Below are 20,249 nucleotides of genomic sequence, written 5' to 3' on the forward strand. Positions count from 1 at the left end.
AATTACAAGTTTTCCAAGATTTTTTTCAATACAATTTGTGCAGAAAATACTCTGTTAGCTGATTGTTGAATGACAACAGAATTTTCACCATCTAACACAGCATCTTCTACAATAATATTTCTTCTCACAGGCAAGCAATGCATAAATTTTGCTGTCTTTAGTTTTTCCTTTGTAAGCATCCAATCGGAGTCTTGATGCAATACTTTTCCATACGATTCATAACTGCTCCAGTTTTTTGCGTATACGAAATCAGCATCTTTTAAGGCTTCTTTCTGATTGTAATAAATAGGAGTGTTCTTAGTAATTTTTGAATTGAGTTCATAACCTTTTGGATGTGTGATACTAAAATTGGTTTCTAACGACTGCATCATTTTCACAAACGAATTTGCAACTGCTTGTGGCAAGGCTTTTGGGTGCGGCGCCCAAGATAAAACTACTTTGGGTTTTTGGATTATTTTCAACTCTTCAATAGTAATAGCATCTGCTAAGGCTTGTAACGGATGCATTGTGGCGCTTTCCATGTTTATAATTGGAACTGTTGCGTACTTTAGAAAGCTATTTAAAATCCATTCGGAAGTATCTTTTTCTTTATCGGTTAAACTTGGAAAAGCTCTAACAGCAATAATATCTGCATATTGCGAAATCACTTGTGCAGCTTCAATTACATGTTCTGATTTGTTTAAATTCATGACAGTGCCTTCTTCAAATTCTAAATTCCAAGTGTCGTTTACATTTAAAATCATCACATTCATTCCTAGATTTTTTGCCGCTTTTTCTGTACTTAATCGCGTTCGTAAACTTGCATTAAAAAAAAGCATTAACAATGTTTTATCGACTCCTAAATTTTTGTGTGAGAATGGATTTTCTTTCAACTGAATGGCTTCCTGAATAGTTTCGGGAATGTTTGCCACATCGTGAATGTTTGTATATTTATTCATGTATTTCCTTTTTTAATGCTTCAAAAAGTTGCTTAATGTGTTGTTTCGTAATCGTCAACGGAGGAAGTATTCTCAATACATTTGGATTGGCGGCACTTCCTGTAAAAATATGATGTTTATAGATTAGTTTTTTGCGTAATTCTGCCACAGGAAAGTCAAATTCTAATCCTAACATCAGACCTCTTCCTTTGGTATTTTTAAGTTTGGGTAGTTTTTTTGCTTCCGCTAGAAAGTACTCAGAAATTTTAGTCACATGCTGCATTAATTGTTCCTTTTCTATAATATTTAGCACTGCCAAAGAAGCACTACATGCTAAGTGATTTCCTCCAAATGTAGTTCCTAACAAACCATAAGAAGCTTTAATTTTTGGGTGGATTAAAATACCACCAATAGGAAAACCATTTCCCATACCTTTTGCCATTGAGATGATATCTGGCGTAATGAGATGTTTTTGAAATGAAAAGAAATCGCCCGTTCGTCCAAAACCAGCTTGAACTTCATCTGCAATCAATAAAGAGTTGTATTTCTTACAAAGAATTTCCAATCCTTGATAAAATAAGGTAGTACTTTCGTCCAAACCGCCAACACCTTGAATACATTCTATAATTACGGCGCAAGTGTTGCCTTGTTTCAGGATATTCTCTGCGGCTTCTAAATCGCCTAATTCAATAAAATTTACTTTTTGCTGTGCGTTTATTGGTGCTATAATTTTAGCATTATCTGTTGCAGCAACAGCTGCTGAGGTTCTTCCGTGGAAACTATTTTTAAAGGCTAAAACACCTTTTTTCTGTGTATGAAAAGAAGCTAGTTTTAGAGCATTTTCGTTTGCTTCTGCTCCAGAATTACATAGAAATAATTCATAGTTTTTACAATTAGAAAGTTGTATTAGTTTTTGGGCTAACTTTTCTTGTAACGGATTTTGAACAGAATTGCTATAAAAGCCTATTTTTTGCAGTTGATTCGTAATAGAAGAAATGTATGTTGGATGTGAATGTCCAATAGAAATTACCGCATGACCACCATACAAATCAAGATATTTAGTGTTGTTTTTATCATACACAAAAACATCTTTTGCGAAAATAGGAGTGATGTCAAATAAGGGATATACGTTAAATAAACTCATGATTTTTGTTGTTAAAAAAAGTTGGCTTTCAGTTGTAATCCTTCTGTTTCTTCAAAGTCAAAAAGTAAATTCATATTCTGAATTGCCTGACCAGAAGCACCTTTTAAAAGATTGTCAATGGTACTTGTGATTAATAATTTATTTTCGTGTTTGTGAAGATGTACTAAGCATTTATTGGTGTTTACCACTTGTTTTAAATGTACTTGCTTTGAACTAACATGCGTAAATACAGCATCTTTATAGAAATTGGTATATAGTTTTTGGGCTTTTTCCAAGCTTCCTTCAAATTTGGTGTACGCTGTGGCGAAAATACCTCTGCTAAAATTACCTCTATTTGGCATGAAATTAATTGCAGCATCAAAACCAGTTTGTAATTGTTGTATGGTTTGATGGATTTCTCCTAAATGTTGATGAGTGAAAGGTTTGTAGTACGAAAAATTGTTATCTCTCCATGCAAAATGAGTGGTTTTAGACAAGGAAGTTCCTGCGCCAGTGGCACCAGTTACGGCGTTAATATGCACATCATTTTGTAATAGTTTGTAATGTGCTAATGGTAACAATGCCAATTGAATCGCAGTAGCAAAACAACCTGGATTTGCAATATGTTGTGCTTTTTTGATGGTTTCTTTTTGTAATTCAGGCAATCCGTATACAAATGATAAGTTTTTAAATTCTTTATCATGAGTCAATCTAAAATCATTACTTAAATCAATAATTTTAGTATTTTTTGAAAAAGTATGTTGTGTTAGAAAAGCTTTTGAATTTCCATGTCCCAAGCATAAAAATATAAGATCAACTTCAAGATTGATAGTATTTGTAAACAACATGTTTGTGGTACCTATCAAATCTTGATGCACATCACTAATTTTATTTCCTGCGTTTGAAGTACTGAATACAAAATTGATATTCACTTTTGTATGGTGTAGTAATAATCTAATAAGCTCTCCTGCGGTATAACCTGCTCCACCTATAATTCCGATTTGTATCATTTTGATGAATTTACTTGTTGATATATCTTATTTTGATTTCCTATAATTTTGATGAAACCTTTTGCTTCGTCGGCTGTCCAACCTGAGTTCAATTCGCCATAACTGCCAAATTTTGCTTGCATCAAATCATGATCTGATTGAATACCGTCTAGTGTAAAATGATAAGGTTTTAGCGTGATAAAAACATGTCCAGAAACGTTTGTTTGACTACTTTTAAAATAGCTTTCCATATCACGCATTACAGGATCTAAGTAGTGTCCTTCATGCAAATGCATTCCGTAAAAATTGGCTAAGTATTCTTTGTGTTGCAATTGCCATTTAGTCAGCGTATGTTTTTCAAGTAAATGATGTGCTTTGATACAAATAATTGCTGCTGCTGCTTCAAATCCGACTCTGCCTTTAATGCCAACAATAGTATCTCCGACATGAATATCTCTTCCAATAGCAAAAACTGAAGCTAAGGAATTTAACATTTCGATATTGATCTCTGGAGTATTTTTTTGTCCATTAATAGCTACTAATTCTCCTTGAAAAAAAGTAAGTTTAACTTTTTCTGTTTCTTGTTTTTTTAATTGATTGGGATATGCATCTTCAGGCAATTTTTTGTGAGAAGTTAGGGTTTCCTCTCCACCAATACTTGTTCCCCAAAGTCCTTTATTGATTGAATATTTTGCTTTTTCCCAAGACAAATCGATACCATTTTCTTTTAAATAATTGATTTCTGCTTCACGCGTTAGTTTTTGATCTCTAATTGGTGTAATAATTTCAATTTCTGGAGCCAAGGTTTGAAAAATCATATCAAAACGCACTTGATCATTTCCCGCGCCTGTACTTCCATGTGCAATATATTGTGCATTAATACTTTTGGTATATTCAATGATTTCAATTGCTTGCACAATACGTTCGGCACTAACAGATAATGGATAGGTGTTGTTTTTTAATACATTTCCAAAGATTAAATATTTGACTACTTTTTTATAAAAAGTGGAAACAGCATCAATATTTTTATAGGTTGATACGCCCATTTTATAAGCGTTTTCTTCGATTTTTTTAATTTCTTTTTGTGTAAATCCGCCGGTATTGATACTTACAGCATGTACTTCAAAATGTAAATCTTTACTTAAATGTACGGCGCAGTACGACGTATCTAAACCGCCACTGTAGGCAAGTACTAATTTTTTGGGAGTCTTCATTTTTTATCTTTTTTTAGAAACAATGTATGTTTGATGCTTTTTAATCTTTTGAACACGTTTTCTTTTACGTTGGTTTTTTGCTTGGAATTACTAGAATTTGGATCGTATAACATGCCTGTACATAAGCACATTTTTTGTTGTGTTCGTTTTAGTACATCAAAGTTTTTACAGGTTTGACAACCATTCCAAAAAGATTGGTCTCCTGTCAATTCTGAGAATGTTACAGGTTTATAACCTAATTCACTGTTTAGTTTCATTACGGCAAGTCCTGTGGTAATGCTAAATACTTTTGCATTGGGAAATTTGGTTCTAGAGTGTTCAAAAACTTTCTTTTTGATTTTTTTCGCAATGCCTTTTCCTCTATAATCGGGATGAACAATGAGTCCAGAATTGGCAACAAATTTCCCATGACTCCAAGCCTCAATATAGCAGAAGCCTACAAATTTTTCGCCATCTAAGGCAATGACTGCATTTCCTTGTTCCATTTTTGAAATGATGTATTGAGGTTGTCGCTTGGCGATTCCTGTACCTCTTACTTGGGCAGCCTGTAAAATGGTTTCACAAATAGTTTCAGCATAAACCATATGTGAACTGCTAGCAATGACAATTTCCATTGTGCGTATTTAAAAAATTATAATTTTGTTTGATGTATGTTGAAAAGAAGAACTGGACACACCGAAGTTCCCAAATAGAAATGTACCCTTACGGGCGACGAAAGAAAAAGCGGCGTACGGGAGCGTTGTTATTGATTACAATAACAGGAATTTGATAAAATGATATGGATATTAAATGATTCAAGAACTAATAAATAAAACGGTGTATACACAATAATTGATGCTAGATTGTAGAATTAGCAGCGACAGCGGCGTAAACGCACAGTGGGTATTGTTGTATGTGTTTTATATTGTGAAATCATGATTACAAACCTACAAATTATAGTTTTATGAGATAGCATAAAGTATCATTTTTTGATAAATATTGTGAAAAACGTAAAAAAAGTACTTTTTTTATGAGGAGTTCATAATTTGACATACCATTTATGAAATAAATTTTAGGTTTTAAGACATTATCTGATTTTTGGTATCAATATTTTTAGCTATTCATTTTCATAAATTACTTTAGTAGGTATATGAACCTATCTAACTTCTTACTGAAACTACAGGCAGGAAACGTAAAAACAATACAAAACACTTTTGTATTTTCGTATTTTTGTAGTTCAAAGGATTTTTAGTCAATAAAGATGCCGAGTACAATTATATACAATTATCATACATACGCCACAAATAGTAGCTTTTTACAACATATTCAGATGATTTCCATTTCGTTTCTTCTCACAGAAAAATGCTGTATAAGCTAAAATCAGATAACATTTTCATGATAATTTCTCTCAGTATATCTATCAAAACAACTGTTTTATAGCGTTTACAAAGCATATCATCCTAAAAATATTTCAAATTAAAAACCAACCACGTATCACCAAACAATAACTATTTATTGATTTTTGGGAGTTTTCTAATGATTGCAATTCTTTGAGTTCGTATAATTTAATTTAAGAAGATGAGTTCAGTAAAAATAGTTGAAAACAGAGATAATAAATCGCAACGACGTTGGGTATTTATTGTACGATTGGTCGGTTTCTTGGTGTTTATTATTCCATTAATTCAACCAATGTACGCATATATGATTATTGGTATGGAAGAAATACAATTTTCAAGGACAAGAACCATATTAGTAGTACTAGGATTTGCAGTGTGTTCTAGTGGAAAATTTATCGGAATTGTGAATAACAATCTAGGATTATTTATAAAAAATGCACTTAAAAAAATGATTTCTTGATGGAAAATACAAACACAGAAGAACAACTGAGATCAAAGAAAAAATGGTTAGCATTTCTCGTCTCAGCTACAAAAAAATATCGATTGCTAACCTATATACCTATCGCGGTTCTTTCCGTATCTGCCTACAGTTTACGATTAAAAAATGAAGGCTTGGTAGAAAGAGTAGGGCGTTTGGAAACAATGAATAATGCGTTGATTTCCAATATGATATTGTACAACAGAAATTTTGAGACGTTTCCGATGCCCGTTTTTCAAAAGCTAAAACGTGGAAACCGCTTCATTGCTCAATATTTCAATCCAGCGTATGTAGCCATGATGGGACATAATTTTGATTACGATCGATACCGATATATCGGAAAAACAGATTATGAATACTATCCGAAACATATTGCTGATTTGTATTACAATTACGATGTTTCAGTAGCTTTTACAGGAACGCCAATGAATATAAAAGTTGCAATTACAGATTCATTAGGAAATCCGTTAAAAGTAAAAGTGATGAAATGGCGACATATTCGCGATAGAGATACTTTGGTTTACGGAATGATTCTTTTAGATCAGCCGATGTAATATTATTCTAAAGTTTACATGTTATTATGAAGGAGAAAAATCTTGTTGTATGCAAGGTTTTTCTCTTTTTAGATAGTTTTTCTCAAAATTCTTTCTGCACTCATGCCCAAAAAATAGACACTAAAAAGCAGTCACGCTACGCTAGAAACATTTTTTTTATAGTCAACTTTATATTTCTCCAATTTTGAATACCATATTTCTTGTCTTTATACATCATAAAAACTAAGAAAAGTGGAGTTACTTTTAATTTTTTTCAAAATGGAAATACACGGAAAACAACTCGAAATTATATCTTGTATTTGGATAGTCATTGGCGTAATTAGTTTTTTTTTGCTAATGTTTCTTTTGTTGACAAAACAATACCACACGAAACTCAAAAAAATCACGAATCATTCTATTGAAATTGGCATCAAACTAAAAACTGAATACACGCAGAAACTACTTTGTTTTCAAGAAAAAGACCGAAAACGCATTGCACAAGAATTGCATGATAATGTGATTGGAAGATTTCATTTAATGCGTATGAATCTACAAGAAAACAATCTCCATCTTTTAAAAAACAATCTCCAAACTTCCATGAAAATTGTACGAGAGCTTTCACACAATTTTACACCTTTAGAAAGCAATCCTGGTGAACTTTCCTATTTATTTGAAGACTATTTAGCGCAAATTCAACAACAAGTCGCAGTAAATTATTGCGTGCTACAATCTCCCAAAAAACAATTATTATCCAATGAGGTAAAACTCAATATCTTCCGAATTTTTCAAGAACTTATCAATAACATCTTAAAACATTCCAAAGCGACAGAAGTACATGTGCAATTTCGCCATTCTGAAACATCAACAGCTTTAGTTGTCAGAGATAATGGTTGTGGATTTAATCCGAATAATACACATAATGGAATTGGTTTAAAAAACATTATTTTTCGTTCTTCAATCATAAAAGGTAAGTTTAAGTTTAAAACAATGTTAGGAAAATACACAATGTTTATTATCTTTATTCCTCAATTAAATGAACATGGGCATGGATGAAATTATAAAAATTGCAATCGTAGACGATGATACATTATTCACAGAATTACTCAGTCAGTTTATCAACGGACAGGAGCATATGGAAATTGTTTACACCGCAACCAATGGCGATACTTTTTTAAAAGACTACAAAACACTGACAGCAACTATTTTATTACTCGATTTGCGCATGGATGACGGAAGCGGCTTGGATGTGCTCAAAGAATTAAAAAAGGAAGCGGCAGCGATAAAAACAATTGTATTATCAACCTTTTACCGCAGATCGTTTCTTGGGCAAATGATGAAACTTGAAGCCAATGCGTTTATTCCCAAAGATATAGAGCCTGAAGAACTCGTTACGGTTATTGAAACTGTACATAAAAAAGAACATTATTTTTTAAAAGAGCAACTCGAAATCATGCGTTTACAACTTTCAAAAAAAGTGCCTGAGTTTACTGTTGAAAGTAAAGATGCGCTTACCAGTCGAGAAACAGATATTTTAAAACTACTTTGCCAACAATTCACTACAAAAGAAATAGGAGAGCAACTTTTTATTTCACCCAAAACAGTAGAAACACACAAAACAAATTTACTTCTTAAAACTGGTGTAAAAAATACCGCAGGTTTGGTCATTTATGCAATTCAGAATAAAATTGTCAGTGCTGACGATTTGTTATTACTTGATCGTTAAAATTAGCGAGAAAATCGCAAACAATCTTCTCGCTAAAAGCTGGGTAATTCCTACTATGCTTCCAAAATTTTAGAAATAGAAATTGCATCAGAAACGGTATCAAAGCTATAAATTTGCATCACACCTTGTGTCGTAGCTGTTTGTGCTAAAATGTTTTGCTGACTTTGCGCATTCACTGAATTTTCAAACATTAATCCTGTTGAATGTGCCGCAGTTTGGTACACGTTTCCTAAAGCCATTGCTGGTGCTTCTGCAACCACTTTTACATTAGACTGTGTTACTGCATCCGTAATTTGTTGATTTACTTGTGACATAATATTAAATTGATTTTTGAGAATTTTTTAAAAACTCTCTGGTTAGAAATAGTACAATTGTATCTGTACAACTGTAGTTTGTTAATTGATGATTTGTAACGCTTACGACGCGCTTAACTCTTGTGAAATAGCCATTGCATCCGAAATGGTATCAATGCTATAAATTTGCATAACTCCTTGTGTGGTGGCTGTTTGTGCTAAAATGTTTTGCTGACTTTGTGCATTTACAGCATTTTCAAACATTAATCCTGTGGAGTGTGCTGCAGTTTGATACACATTTCCCAATGCTACTGCTGGCGCATCTGCGACGACTTGTACGTTGGTTTGTGTTACTGCATCTGTAATCTGGTCATTTACGTGTGACATAATTATGTAATTTTAAAAGAATACATGGTATTCTAGGTTAGTAATAAAACAATCAGTCGATCCGATTGTATGTGTATAAAATTGCTTAACGATCTTTGAAAAGCTTTATAATAGAAGCTGCATCAGACATTGTGTTTAAGCTATAAATTTGGAGGATTCCTTGTGTCGTGGCAGCTTGTGCCAAAATATTTTGCTGACTCTGTGCATTTACAGAATTTGCAAACATTAATCCTGTAGAGTGCGCCGCAGTTTGGTATACATTTGCCAACGCTATCGCAGGTGCATCCGCGACGACTTGTACGTTGGTTTGTGTAACCGCATCTGTTATCTGTTTATTGACATTTTTTGACATAACGATTTGTTTTGTGGTTAATTAATAATTTATTTGAATCTATTTTTGAGTGTTTCAAACCGACTTGTACGTTTTGTAAAAACACGATCTTTTTTGGGTTTTAATTGTAATATTTGTTTGACATCTGCTTCAAATTTTTCAAATCCCATCTTAAACTGAAGAAATTGATGATTGGCAGCTTGTACGAAAAAGGAGTTTTCAGTAAAATTGTTTTCATTCTTTTCAATCGTTTGTTTTGCTACTTTTTTTACAGCTTTCTTCTTTTTTGCCTTTTTCTTCATTGCGTTCATTTTAAAAATTAGCAGACTAACTACGTTTGGCTATTTTACCTTGAAAATTCCGCATCTTTGCTTGCACTTTTAACTCTCTCATTTTCATCTTTTCTCGTGCAGCAGCTTGCATCATTTGCATCTGACTTTGAAAATCTGGAGTAGCAGTATTGGTTGATTGTTGCGCTTCTTGCGATTGTTGTTTTGCTGCTTCTTCTAGCTTATCAAGCAATGGTCTGATGGCTTTCATCGTTGCTTTTACGGCTTTTGTTTTGATTTCTTCTACAATTTCGTCTTCATTTTTACTGATAACTTCTGAAAGATTTTGTGAAGAATTATTTGCTGTAATTGGTTGTTTGCAATGTGGGCAAACATGCTGTGATACTGAATTTTTCATATATTTTATTTTCTTCTAAAAGGCCAAAAAGACTTCTTCTTCGCTGGTTTTGAGGTTGAATCGTCTTCGTTTGAATCATTTTCAGTATTTCCATCATCATTTTTAGTTTCTACCTTACTTTCAGATTCAATTTTATGTTTATGTACGTCTTCACTTTCTAGATCTGTAGTTTTTAAACGCTCAAACAATTCTGCTGCTTTTACAGGATTTGGTTTAGTATCAAGTTCATTTGTTAGTTTTTTTTTCAGGTTGATTTGGGCTTGAACTTGAACTTGAATTTGAATTTGAAGTTGAGTTTGAAGTTGAATTTGAAGCTGAACTTGAATTTTGTGTTGTCCTTGAAACTTGTCCAGCACCATATATCTGATTAATTTCAGCTTTCAGCTTTCCATATTCACCAACAGAAGAAAACAATCCTTTTAAGACTTCCGAATCAAGATTTATTGGATTTTCGGTTTCTAAGGTCTGCGGATTATCTGAAACTCCCGTTTTTACTGAAGCAGTAACGTTATTGTCGGAAGTACCTCCATCAAAATATGTCCCATAGGTCAAAATATTATTGGCTAATTTGGCTAATGCCACAAGACTTATCTGTTCAAAACCTTTTAGAAATGATTGTAAATCCTGCACCATCATTCCTACCGCTTGATCTACCATTGGAGCCGCTGTTCCTGAAATTGCGTCAACGTCTGGTTGTAGTACCGATTTATTGATATAATCAATTGCATTTTGCGTTTCCGCCATTCCTTGTGTCATATTATTTTGATCGCTCATGAGTTCTGTTTTTTAGTATTATTTCAATAGATTGATTGCATCTGCGACGATCACAGGATTTAATTGGTTTAAGTTCTGCTGATTGGAAACTGAGTTTTGCATCGCCATACCATTTGCATGTGTTGCCATTTGGTATAAATTACTCAGCGCCTGTGCTGGTGATTCGCCTAATACTGTAACATTGGTTTGCGTTACCGCATCTGTGACTTGTCCGTTAACTGTTGAATTATCCGCCATAATTTTTTGGTTATAATCATCCTATAATATTTGTTATGAAATTTTAATACTCACAATTTTCTTGATGATTGGTTAGTACTCTGATTTTGTTTTACAAATCTCTGAAACACAAATGGTAATTCCGTCAGAGAATACTTCTCTTTAAAAAAACAAGGGAATACTCTGTGTTGATTTTTTGATGAGGTAAAAGCTTACTATGTAGAAAGATAGATGAAGTTTGAAACTGTGTGTTTTCAAGCTTTAATGGTAGATTTTAAGTGTAGTTTTTCAACAGAAAATAATGTGGACGTCTTTTAGTAATTTTAGAAGAATCATCACAAGAAAGCATCAGAAGTTATTCCTAATACCGAATTAGCTTTTGTAAATAACGTGAGTTCGATGTAAGAACTTTAGTTTGAAGCTTTTCTTTTCCGCAGTATAGCAGGAGTTTTTCGTTAAAAATTTTCGAAACCTTGGAGAAAATTTAGAAAAACTCATGCGGTTTTAGTTTTTCCCTAAAAGAAAAACTAAAAATACCTCTGGAAAAGTTCCCTTTCTTTTGTTTCTTTTCTTTGGGTAAGCAAAGAAAACGAAAATAAAATACTGAAAATGAGTTATGTAGAATAATTATTTCTAAAATTACTATAAGTATAAATTGAATGATTTATATCGAACTGACGTTAAATAACTATAAATTTAGGTTACTTAAAAAAAGTACTATCTTTTAAAAAACTTTCCAAATATCGAGAACTTATCGGAATCAGTTCTTCGTTTTCAAGCATTACAGAACGATCGGAAGTGTAAATTTCTTTTACTTTTTGAATGTTTACTAAGTAATTGCGATGTGTATATGTGAAATTAGGATTCGCCAAGACTTCTTTTGTTTTGGAGAGTGATAATTTTATCAAATACGAACTCTCATCACACACCAAATGACAGTATTTGCCATCTACTTTTATGTAATTTATGGTATCAACAGTTACTTTTACCACCTTCATTTTATCTTTTACAAATAAAAATTCGGGCGTAATAATTGTATTATTTGATGCTAAAGTTGGCGCATCTTTTTGTTTGTGATATTCTCCAATAGCAAGTTCAATGGTATACAAAAGTTCCATTTCATTGAAAGGTTTTAGCAAGTAGGAAAAAGGTTTTGTGTATTTGGCTTTATCAAAAATAGCACGACTGTGAATGCTGGTTAAAAATATAAAAGGAATATGAATATCTTCTTTTGCCAATTGCACCGCAAGATCAATTCCTTGTGGTTTTCCATCAATCATAATGTCTAAAATTGTCATATCGAAAATAGTGTTTTTTACGTGTTTATGCGCTTCTATTATCGTTTTTGCATGAGTTACTCGATAGTCATGTTTGGTGAGCAATTGCAGTAAATTTGTTGCTTCCAAAAGATCATCTTCCAACAATAAAATGTGTAAATTTTCCATGACAGTTACGTTTTTGGGAGTATTATTTTAATGGTTGAACCTTTGTCAAAATTGTTTTCAATACTAAAATTTCCTTTATTTTTCCGAATCAGTGTAACGCAAAGTAACAAGCCGAGTCCTACACCTTTTGAACGATCTATTTTTTCCATCGTAATCGTAGTTAATTGATTAATTTTTATGATTTGATCGGAAGAAAAGCCAATGCCAGAATCTTTAATTTCAATACAAGCTTCGGTTGCTGTTGAAGATAGATTGATTTGAATGTTTCCGTATTTTGGCGTGTATTTTATGGCATTGTCAAGTAAATTCCGAAGTACAACTTTTAATGATTCTCTATCAAAATTTGCGGTAATTTCTTCATCCAAATTTGTCTGTAACGATATGTTTTTAGTGGAAGCGAATTCCTTAAAATCAAAAATAACATGTTCAATTGTAGGTTGTAACCTCATTACTTTTGGCAGAAACAGTAGTTGTTTACTTTGTTCAAGTGACCAATGTAAAATATTATTCAGCAAACCATACATACCTTCTGAGATTGTAGTTGCGGTTGCAATGGTTTTATCAAGATTTTCATACGCTTGTTTCTCAATTTCTGCTTTTAATTGCTTATGTTGTTTGCGCAAAGCATTTACTGGCGAGCGTAAATCGTGTGAAACCACCGAAAACAAATAATCTTTCGTGGCATTAAGTTCGTTTAAGGCTTCTTTTTGTGCCGCAATCGTTTTGTTGGCTTTTACTTTTTCGCGATAAAAATAGGTTCCTGTTCCGAGTAAAATCAATAAAACAATAGAAGAAAAGATAAAACCGTTTCGTTGTGCAATTCCAACTTTATTGATGGCTTCTAAAATAACGACTTGTTTCTGCTTTTCTTTAATGGCGAGTTGTTTCTGTCGTTGTGCAGTTTCCCAAACTTTGTTTTCATTTATCAATGAATCATGCCATTGTTCGTATTCTTTTCGATATTTTAATGCTTTGGAAAAGTCTTTTCTGTTTTCTTCCACAATTGCCAAATTAAAAGCAGCTTTACTTTTCAATTCATAATCGGATATTTTTTGAGCAAGTTTGTGTGCTTTTTTAAAATACGGAATTGCCAAATCGTCTTTGTATTGCAGGTAATACAAATTGGCAATATCACTATACGAGCTTACCAAACGTACAGTATCTCGTTGCAGTTCGTGCGCATCTTTACTTTTTATTAAGTACGTTTCTGCTTTGTCATACATTTCCAAGTGCAAAAACGAGGTTCCTATATTGTGATGAATACTATGAATATCAATAAACGGAAGATGTTGATAATTAGATTGTTCTACTTTCTGAAAATAAGCAATTGCTTTTTGAAATGCGCGTTGTTCAATGGCAATTTCGCCCAAAACCACTTTGATTAAAAGATAAAATTCAAACTTTTTTGAAACTTGAAGAAACTCTTTTTCGGCTTCATCATACAATTCTTTCAGTTGAAAACTAACACCTCTGTAGTAATGGCAATAATCGGTAACCATGTTGCTACTTGGTAAATTGAGTTGTTTTGTGGTAAAAACCAACGTAGAATCAAACTCCTTTTGAATGAAATATTGGGAAGCTTCTTTAAAGAAATCTTTTTCAGTATAATTTGCAATTTTATGTTGAATGGTCTGAACAACAACTTCTTGCATGGCATTTTCTTGCGAATGCACAAAATACACACAGCATAAAAAGAAAAAAAGCGTACATGATATTCTTTTTAGCATATCATAAAAGTTAGCTGTAAAAATTAAGGTTGCGCTTTAGAGTGTTGTTTTTGAACGGTAGTCATGGTTCCTCTAGAAGTTTTCGGATCGGTATCAACCAAGAAAACATTAATAGCACCAATACTATTTATATCTAAGGCTGGCGGTGTTTGATCGATGAAGATTGATTTCTGACCAAAATAAATTTCAATAGGATAATACAAGCAATTATTAGCAGATGCTTTATCATCTTGATTAAAAATTACATAAATATTAATTTGATAATTATTGGTTACATACAATGATAAGTTGTATTTAATAATAAAATCATTGTTGGTAATTCCGAGTCCTGCATTAAGCAATACCACAGTACGAATGTATAAGTAATCCACGTTTTCATTGTCCTGTAAAATATACGCATCTGTAATAGGCGGAATCAACATTGTACTTAGCACATTTTTGAAATTAGTTCTTGGTACATGTCCTGGTTCGCTGAGCGTAAATCGGAAAAACTTTTTTCCTGTATACGGTTCCTGCGCTTCTTGAAGTCTCGTTAATATGTTTCCAGGAACACCTTGTTCTAGGACTTCTGCTTGTGGAGAATCACTCATAAATGTAGGGTTTGGTTAGTTATTCAACGCTCTTTATGATAAAAGAGGTTTTGTGTATTTAATAGTATGGCTTCTCTAAAAATAAGTAAAATATAAGATATATGTATTGTAAAAACTTACATTTTTTGTGATTTTGTCAATGATTTTATGTGCGTAAAAAAGAGCATTTTAGTTAGAATCCTAAAAAAATACTACAAAAAAATACGGAAGATTTATTTATTAAAACAACCTTAAAAATTATGGGTAACGTTTTTTTAATCTGAGAACTAACTGCTAAAAGAAAAAGTGTCAGCTAAAAATAGACACTTATTTAATAGTTAATTAAACAACGTCATTTAGGTAAAATAATTATTTTATTGTAAGTTAGTAGAGGTAATAAGTAGAATATGATTCTTCACTATTTGTAAAAATAAACAACTATACTAACCACATAGATTTTACAGAAATGGGGAAGTATTGCATTCAATAATTAGGGGAATACATGAAAAAAGTACTAATGGCATTGGTGTTTATCATCATTAGCAATAAGGTGGCTCATTGTCAGCACACTATAGAAGGTGTTGTGACAGATGAGAACGAAGTGCCACTTCCTGACGTATTTATAAGTATTTTGAAAGGAGATGAGCTTATAAAAAATCTCATTACCGATAGTATCGGATCTTACAAAATTGAAAATTTAAAAAGCGGAATTTACAAGCTGAATTTTAGTTATATTGGATATGTAGATTCCATCTTACAAATTGATCTTCAAAAAAATACCATTCAGAATTTTACATTTAAAAATGCTACAGAATTAGCTGCCGTAGTTATTACTGCTGAAAAAAGCGTGATAGAACGTAAAACGGACCGATTGCGTTTTAATGTTGCCAATTCTGACTTAATTATTGGAAGTAGCGTTTGGGAAACTTTAAACAAAACACCTTTTGTCGCTACGAATGAAAATGGAAGTATCGAAATTGCAGGAACAAGCGGCGTTATTGTATATGTAAATGGTCGGAAAAAACGACTTTCTGGAGAAGTTTTGATGAATTATCTTAAAAGTTTGCCTGCCGATAACTTAGAAGCTGTTGAAGTGATAACCACGCCTTCTAGTAGGTTTGAAGCTGAAGGTGGTGCAGGAATTATCAATATTGTAACCAAAAACAGTAAAGAAGAAGGTTTGATAGGAAATGCAAGCTTAAGTGCACGACAAACACGCTTATTTTCGGAAGCAGGAAGTATCTATCTCAATTACAGGAAATCAAAGTGGAATCTTTACTCAACGGCATATCTGAGCAACCGAGAACGCTTAACAAATTATGAAAAAGACATCTTTTATCCTAGTTCTACAACAGATTTACAAACACGCTTTATAGATCGTAAAAACACGTCAAAAACACTCTTTTCAGGTGCAAACTTTGGCGTCGATTATGAAATCAATTCAAAACACATTGTCGGAATGTTATTTGAATATTCTGGTGCTGATGAAAATCAAAAACGCGATGCAATCAGTAAAGATTCGTATGCTACGAGCGATTCGCTGACATTCACTAGAAACCGTGATGAAGCTACAGATTACAATTATTCACTCAACCTAAATTATCAAGGAAAACTTGACGAAAACGGAACACTTTTAATAGCTGATGTTGACTTTTTAGAATTTTCTTCTGATAATGCTGGCGTGAGTAAAACAGATGTCGTTACGTTAGATACCAACGATATTTTGTACGTGCGCGATTGGTTTCGAAATGCTACTATTCAAGACATTACAAACACCTCATTTCGAGTAGATTTAGAATTACCGATCAATGACAAAATCTCAGTAGAAACAGGCATGAAATTTTCATTCTCTAACGTTGATAACGACTTGGATTTTGATGATAGAGACATATCAGGAATGACTTGGATAGACGATCCGACGCGAAGTAATTTCTTTGAATACGACGAAAATATCAATGCCTTTTATGCGCTTATCAATCATGAACTTAGCGAAAAATGGTCATACCAATTCGGAACACGTTTTGAAAACACCGTTGCCAAAGGAAGACTTGAAGGATCTACGGTTGTTGACAGAAACTACACAAATTTCTTCCCAACGGCATTTTTAAAATACCGACCAAGCAACAAACATAGTTTTGTATTTTCTGTATCAAGCAGAATTACCCGACCGAGCTTTTGGGATGTAAATCCATTTCGAGAATACACGACTGACAAAGCTTTTTTTGAAGGAAATCCGTTTTTAAATCCTTCTCGATATTACAGACAAGAAGTAAGCTACACCAAAGGATCAGGAAAAGTGCGTGTCGTGGCGCAAATTGCAGCAAGTCAGTTGGTTGGCGAAATATTCTCACTTCCTTTCAAATCGGAAGAAGGCATCATTATCAACAGAAAAACAAATTATGGAAACAAATATTCGTACTCAGGAAGTGTCACCATGGCAACTAGAGTACAACCTTGGTGGCGCTTAAACGCAACCTCACTTTTTGGTCATGTGCAAACTACAGGAAGTTATGCAGATGATACAATAACTATTGACAGTAATACGTTATTATTTAGTCTTACTGCGAATCAGACTTTTACCATATCAAAAGTAAAAGGAATCTCCCTAACTGTATTCGCAAAAAACACTTTCCCCTTTACATTGGTTAATACCGAAATCGGTAATCGACTAGAAACAGAAATTGCAATACGAAAAAATATTGGAAACTTCAGTTTATCACTCTCAGGGCGTGATTTATTCCGAAGTAACAAAGACCAATATGACATTCGTGTAGGTGATATTCGTATCAATGATATCAACTACCATGATACCCGAAGTATCGCCTTTGCAGTGCGCTATGCTTTTGGAAAATCAACGGTAAAAGATCAACGATACAGAGACACCGGAAATAGTGATATTCAACGACGTTTGTAAACGTTGGATTCAACATATAAAAGAAAGTTTTTTTCATTTTACTCATAAAATGAAGGGCAATTGTCATGTCCTTACTGATGACAGATTTATTAACCATTTAAATTTTTAACGATGAAGAAAAATTCAAAAATCACTTCAAACTTAAAATCAAAAGAAGTTGTAAACAAAGCGTTAAGCAACTCTAATGAAGACCAACTAGACCTTTACCAAGCAATTTTTGGAGGTAAAGCTAGTGCAAATTGTCCAGTAGTTGCTGTAAGCGCAAAAGCGTCTAGAGCTTCTGGTTATGACAAGATTGATACTTTCCTACAGGCTGCGCCAATGGATCCTGGAGCTCCTGCTTCACCAGCGTCAGACTCTCCATTAGGATAGTACAATTTACTAGATAATCTCTATCATTAGAGATTATCTAGTTTTTTCAAAAAAACACTCAGATAAAAAAATAGTTATGTATAGCGTCACTTCTTTTGTTTTAAAAATTGTTAGCAGATGTAATCTGAATTGTTCCTATTGTTATATGTACAATATGGGCGATCAAACGTATTTAAAACAACCAAAATTTATGTCACTCGAAACGGTACAAGCTTTTGCCGATAAACTGAAAAGTTATTGTAATAGCACCGGAATCGACTTTGTTCAAATTATATTTCACGGTGGCGAACCTTTATTGGCGAAACCAGCATATTTTGAAAAATGTGTAGCTATTTTTAAAACTACCATTCCCGAAATAGAATACGTATTTACCATACAAACCAATGGCGTTACGCTTGATGATAACTGGTATCAATTATTACAAAAACTAAATATTTCTATTGGAATCAGTATTGATGGACCAGAAAAATACCATGATGAATATCGTGTATTCCACAATGGAAAAGGTTCGTATACACAAGTAGCAAAAGCCATTCAATTGGGCAAAAAATATAATCTAAGAGGTTTATTATTAGTCGTAAATATTAATATTCCGATAGAAGAATTGTATGCCGAAATGAAAAAGTTAGACGTAAACAGTCTCAACTTATTATTGCCTGACGGACACTACGATCAAGCACCTTTTGGATTGGATGTCAATAGATGGAATGATAAAAATTATACGCCATACGCCGATTGGTTTATAGGACTGTACAAAATTTGGAAGCAAGACAAAGAGCGTCCGAGTATCTATTTCTTTGAAACCTTGGTCAAAATGATTATGGGACAAGAAGGAATTGGAAATCAGCTTATTGGAAGGCGTACAAATGGTGTCGTTGTCTTAGAATCTGATGGAAGCGTTGAGGTTGTTGACTCACTTCGCGCGTGTTTTGAAGGTATTACTAGAAATGAAATTAATGTAAATACGCACCAACTTGAAGATTTATTTGAAAATGATACATTTCAATTGTATTACAGAGCACACGACAACGTTTGTGAGCAATGTCTAAATTGTCCTGTATATGATATTTGTGGTGGCGGATTTTTAGGACATCGCTATTCTGATGAAAACGGATTTGACAATCCAACGATGTATTGCCAAGATATGGTGCGCTTAATTACGTTTATTCAAAATGATATTTTGGCGTCTTTACCAGCCGAATCGGTAGCACAATTAGATATTGAACCTTTAGTATACAAAGAAATCATCAATAGTTTTGACGAAGAAAACGACATCAAAATTGATCCTGAAGTGCAACAAACCTTAGTTTCATTCAAAAAAGAATTGCAGGCATGAAACTACACAAAGGAGTACAATTATTTACAGGAATACAAAATGTTGCCGATCAACTCTACGTCAACACAGGAACACAACTTGTAGAAACTTACAAAGGCGCAAACTACTTTGAAGATTCATACATTCCGTTACAAACATGGCGTTCACCTGCTACTGAAGAAGTACAAACTCTTGTCGGAAAAGACAAACAGCAGTTTGATTATCGTAAAAGTTTGTATATAGGAATGCTTCCTGAAAAACTAAAAAATGACTTTCATCAACTTGGTTTACACGATTTAGAAGATGCATACGAGGTAATGCCAACATTTGAAAAAAATAAAGATCAAGTAAAAAAGATCAATCAACAATTACATGAGTTTCTAGGAGAATTATCATCTGAAAACAATTTTAAATTTCACAAAATTACTTATGCCATTCCCAACAGAGAAACCATGACGAGTTTTCATGTAGAAGGTGCATTTTTATATTTAGGCTTGCATATCGATCAAAGTAGAGCTTTTAGCATTCATACCGCACACAAATCGGGCAATAGAGTTTGTATCAATTTAAGCAGTGAAACCAGAACGTTGATCTATACAAATCTCACCATGATTCAAGTATATAATATGCTTCGAGATAAAATGGACTTACAAAAAACACCGTTAAATCCAGACAATATCGCACAGCATTTTTACACACATTACCCAACATATCCTGTAGCAAAAATTGCGGTAAAACCTTATCAATTTTACGTGGCACCAACGGATAATTTTTTTCATGATGGATCTACAACAGGTACAAAAAATATAGACATTACTATGGTGTATACAGGCAAATTCGATCAACTTCCTTAATACAGTATTCTT

The 20,249-nt window shown here is 33.1% G+C and carries 24 protein-coding genes; 8 read left to right on the top strand and 16 right to left on the bottom strand.

Going from position 1 to position 20,249, the window contains the following annotated elements; translation table 11 throughout:
• Window positions 1-2 precede the first annotated feature (2 nt).
• From KAOT1_RS02225 to KAOT1_RS02245, 5 genes are read right to left on the bottom strand one after another with little or no spacing between them, the layout of a single operon-like run.
• Entirely contained in the window at window positions 3-938 is a 936-nt protein-coding gene (locus KAOT1_RS02225; protein ID WP_007093054.1) for a Rossmann-fold NAD(P)-binding domain-containing protein, read from the bottom strand.
• Complete coding sequence (locus KAOT1_RS02230; RefSeq protein ID WP_007093055.1) at window positions 931-2,061, bottom strand: aspartate aminotransferase family protein; 1,131 nt, start codon at window positions 2,059-2,061, stop codon at window positions 931-933. The genes KAOT1_RS02225 and KAOT1_RS02230 overlap by 8 nt, the downstream gene beginning before the upstream one ends.
• Before the next feature lie 11 nt (window positions 2,062-2,072).
• Window positions 2,073-3,050: an N-acetyl-gamma-glutamyl-phosphate reductase gene (gene argC, locus KAOT1_RS02235; RefSeq protein WP_007093056.1), complete on the bottom strand. Its 978-nt coding sequence runs from the start codon at window positions 3,048-3,050 to the stop codon at window positions 2,073-2,075.
• A complete protein-coding gene (locus tag KAOT1_RS02240; protein WP_007093057.1) occupies window positions 3,047-4,243 on the bottom strand; it encodes an argininosuccinate synthase in 1,197 nt (398 codons plus the stop codon). Before KAOT1_RS02240 ends, argC begins: the two co-directional genes overlap by 4 nt.
• A complete protein-coding gene (locus tag KAOT1_RS02245; RefSeq protein WP_007093058.1) occupies window positions 4,240-4,857 on the bottom strand; it encodes a GNAT family N-acetyltransferase in 618 nt (205 codons plus the stop codon). The genes KAOT1_RS02240 and KAOT1_RS02245 overlap by 4 nt, the downstream gene beginning before the upstream one ends.
• A gap of 943 nt (window positions 4,858-5,800) precedes the next feature.
• On the opposite strand from KAOT1_RS02245, the gene KAOT1_RS02250 reads away from it, so the two are divergent.
• From KAOT1_RS02250 to KAOT1_RS02265, 4 genes are all read left to right on the top strand, one after another.
• On the top strand, window positions 5,801-6,079 hold the full coding sequence (locus tag KAOT1_RS02250) for a hypothetical protein (protein WP_007093059.1): 279 nt from the start codon (window positions 5,801-5,803) through the stop codon (window positions 6,077-6,079).
• Window positions 6,079-6,651, top strand: a complete 573-nt coding sequence (locus KAOT1_RS02255) for a hypothetical protein (protein WP_007093060.1) — start codon at window positions 6,079-6,081, stop codon at window positions 6,649-6,651. Before KAOT1_RS02250 ends, KAOT1_RS02255 begins: the two co-directional genes overlap by 1 nt.
• A gap of 348 nt (window positions 6,652-6,999) precedes the next feature.
• Window positions 7,000-7,683 carry a sensor histidine kinase gene (locus KAOT1_RS21785; protein ID WP_162014330.1) on the top strand — a complete coding sequence of 228 codons (684 nt, stop codon included), beginning with the start codon at window positions 7,000-7,002 and terminating at the stop codon, window positions 7,681-7,683.
• Window positions 7,676-8,353 (top strand): response regulator transcription factor, encoded by a 678-nt coding sequence (locus KAOT1_RS02265; protein WP_007093062.1) that lies wholly within the window; start codon window positions 7,676-7,678, stop codon window positions 8,351-8,353. Before KAOT1_RS21785 ends, KAOT1_RS02265 begins: the two co-directional genes overlap by 8 nt.
• 53 nt (window positions 8,354-8,406) lie before the next feature.
• On the opposite strand, the gene KAOT1_RS02270 is transcribed toward KAOT1_RS02265, so the two are convergent.
• The 11 genes from KAOT1_RS02270 to KAOT1_RS02320 form a co-directional block, all read right to left on the bottom strand.
• Complete coding sequence (locus tag KAOT1_RS02270; protein WP_007093063.1) at window positions 8,407-8,667, bottom strand: RebB family R body protein; 261 nt, start codon at window positions 8,665-8,667, stop codon at window positions 8,407-8,409.
• Window positions 8,668-8,769: 102 nt separating this feature from the next.
• Window positions 8,770-9,033 carry a RebB family R body protein gene (locus tag KAOT1_RS02275; RefSeq protein WP_007093064.1) on the bottom strand — a complete coding sequence of 88 codons (264 nt, stop codon included), beginning with the start codon at window positions 9,031-9,033 and terminating at the stop codon, window positions 8,770-8,772.
• 85 nt (window positions 9,034-9,118) lie between these two features.
• A complete protein-coding gene (locus KAOT1_RS02280) occupies window positions 9,119-9,385 on the bottom strand; it encodes a RebB family R body protein (RefSeq protein ID WP_007093065.1) in 267 nt (88 codons plus the stop codon).
• A 29-nt stretch (window positions 9,386-9,414) separates the two neighbouring features.
• Window positions 9,415-9,666 (bottom strand): hypothetical protein, encoded by a 252-nt coding sequence (locus KAOT1_RS02285; protein WP_007093066.1) that lies wholly within the window; start codon window positions 9,664-9,666, stop codon window positions 9,415-9,417.
• Window positions 9,667-9,691: 25 nt separating this feature from the next.
• Window positions 9,692-10,051, bottom strand: coding sequence for a hypothetical protein (locus KAOT1_RS02290; protein WP_007093067.1), 360 nt, complete (start codon window positions 10,049-10,051; stop codon window positions 9,692-9,694).
• Between the two features lie 5 nt (window positions 10,052-10,056).
• Window positions 10,057-10,239 (bottom strand): hypothetical protein, encoded by a 183-nt coding sequence (locus KAOT1_RS02295; protein ID WP_007093068.1) that lies wholly within the window; start codon window positions 10,237-10,239, stop codon window positions 10,057-10,059.
• A gap of 37 nt (window positions 10,240-10,276) precedes the next feature.
• Complete coding sequence (locus KAOT1_RS02300; RefSeq protein ID WP_007093069.1) at window positions 10,277-10,825, bottom strand: hypothetical protein; 549 nt, start codon at window positions 10,823-10,825, stop codon at window positions 10,277-10,279.
• A gap of 18 nt (window positions 10,826-10,843) precedes the next feature.
• The gene (locus KAOT1_RS02305) at window positions 10,844-11,062 is read right to left on the bottom strand and encodes a RebB family R body protein (RefSeq protein ID WP_007093070.1); all 219 of its coding nucleotides are present in this window, start codon (window positions 11,060-11,062) and stop codon (window positions 10,844-10,846) included.
• A 680-nt stretch (window positions 11,063-11,742) separates the two neighbouring features.
• Window positions 11,743-12,486, bottom strand: a complete 744-nt coding sequence (locus KAOT1_RS02310) for a LytR/AlgR family response regulator transcription factor (RefSeq protein ID WP_007093071.1) — start codon at window positions 12,484-12,486, stop codon at window positions 11,743-11,745.
• A 5-nt stretch (window positions 12,487-12,491) separates the two neighbouring features.
• Window positions 12,492-14,213, bottom strand: a complete 1,722-nt coding sequence (locus KAOT1_RS02315; protein WP_083777271.1) for a tetratricopeptide repeat-containing sensor histidine kinase — start codon at window positions 14,211-14,213, stop codon at window positions 12,492-12,494.
• A 23-nt stretch (window positions 14,214-14,236) separates the two neighbouring features.
• On the bottom strand, window positions 14,237-14,803 hold the full coding sequence (locus tag KAOT1_RS02320) for a hypothetical protein (protein ID WP_007093073.1): 567 nt from the start codon (window positions 14,801-14,803) through the stop codon (window positions 14,237-14,239).
• Window positions 14,804-15,284: 481 nt separating this feature from the next.
• Between KAOT1_RS02320 and KAOT1_RS02325 the strand changes: the two genes are divergently transcribed.
• The 4 genes from KAOT1_RS02325 (at window position 15,285) to KAOT1_RS02340 (ending at window position 20,237) form a co-directional block, all read left to right on the top strand.
• Window positions 15,285-17,696 (top strand): outer membrane beta-barrel family protein, encoded by a 2,412-nt coding sequence (locus tag KAOT1_RS02325; RefSeq protein WP_040559275.1) that lies wholly within the window; start codon window positions 15,285-15,287, stop codon window positions 17,694-17,696.
• Window positions 17,697-17,807: 111 nt separating this feature from the next.
• On the top strand, window positions 17,808-18,068 hold the full coding sequence (locus KAOT1_RS02330) for a hypothetical protein (protein WP_007093075.1): 261 nt from the start codon (window positions 17,808-17,810) through the stop codon (window positions 18,066-18,068).
• A 76-nt stretch (window positions 18,069-18,144) separates the two neighbouring features.
• Window positions 18,145-19,404 (top strand): radical SAM protein, encoded by a 1,260-nt coding sequence (locus KAOT1_RS02335; RefSeq protein WP_083777272.1) that lies wholly within the window; start codon window positions 18,145-18,147, stop codon window positions 19,402-19,404.
• Window positions 19,401-20,237 (top strand): hypothetical protein, encoded by an 837-nt coding sequence (locus tag KAOT1_RS02340; RefSeq protein ID WP_007093077.1) that lies wholly within the window; start codon window positions 19,401-19,403, stop codon window positions 20,235-20,237. The genes KAOT1_RS02335 and KAOT1_RS02340 overlap by 4 nt, the downstream gene beginning before the upstream one ends.
• The last annotated feature ends 12 nt before the right edge of the window (window positions 20,238-20,249 follow it).

Origin of the sequence: Kordia algicida OT-1 (genome assembly GCF_000154725.1) — a bacterium.
Taxonomy (GTDB): Bacteria; Bacteroidota; Bacteroidia; order Flavobacteriales; family Flavobacteriaceae; genus Kordia; species Kordia algicida.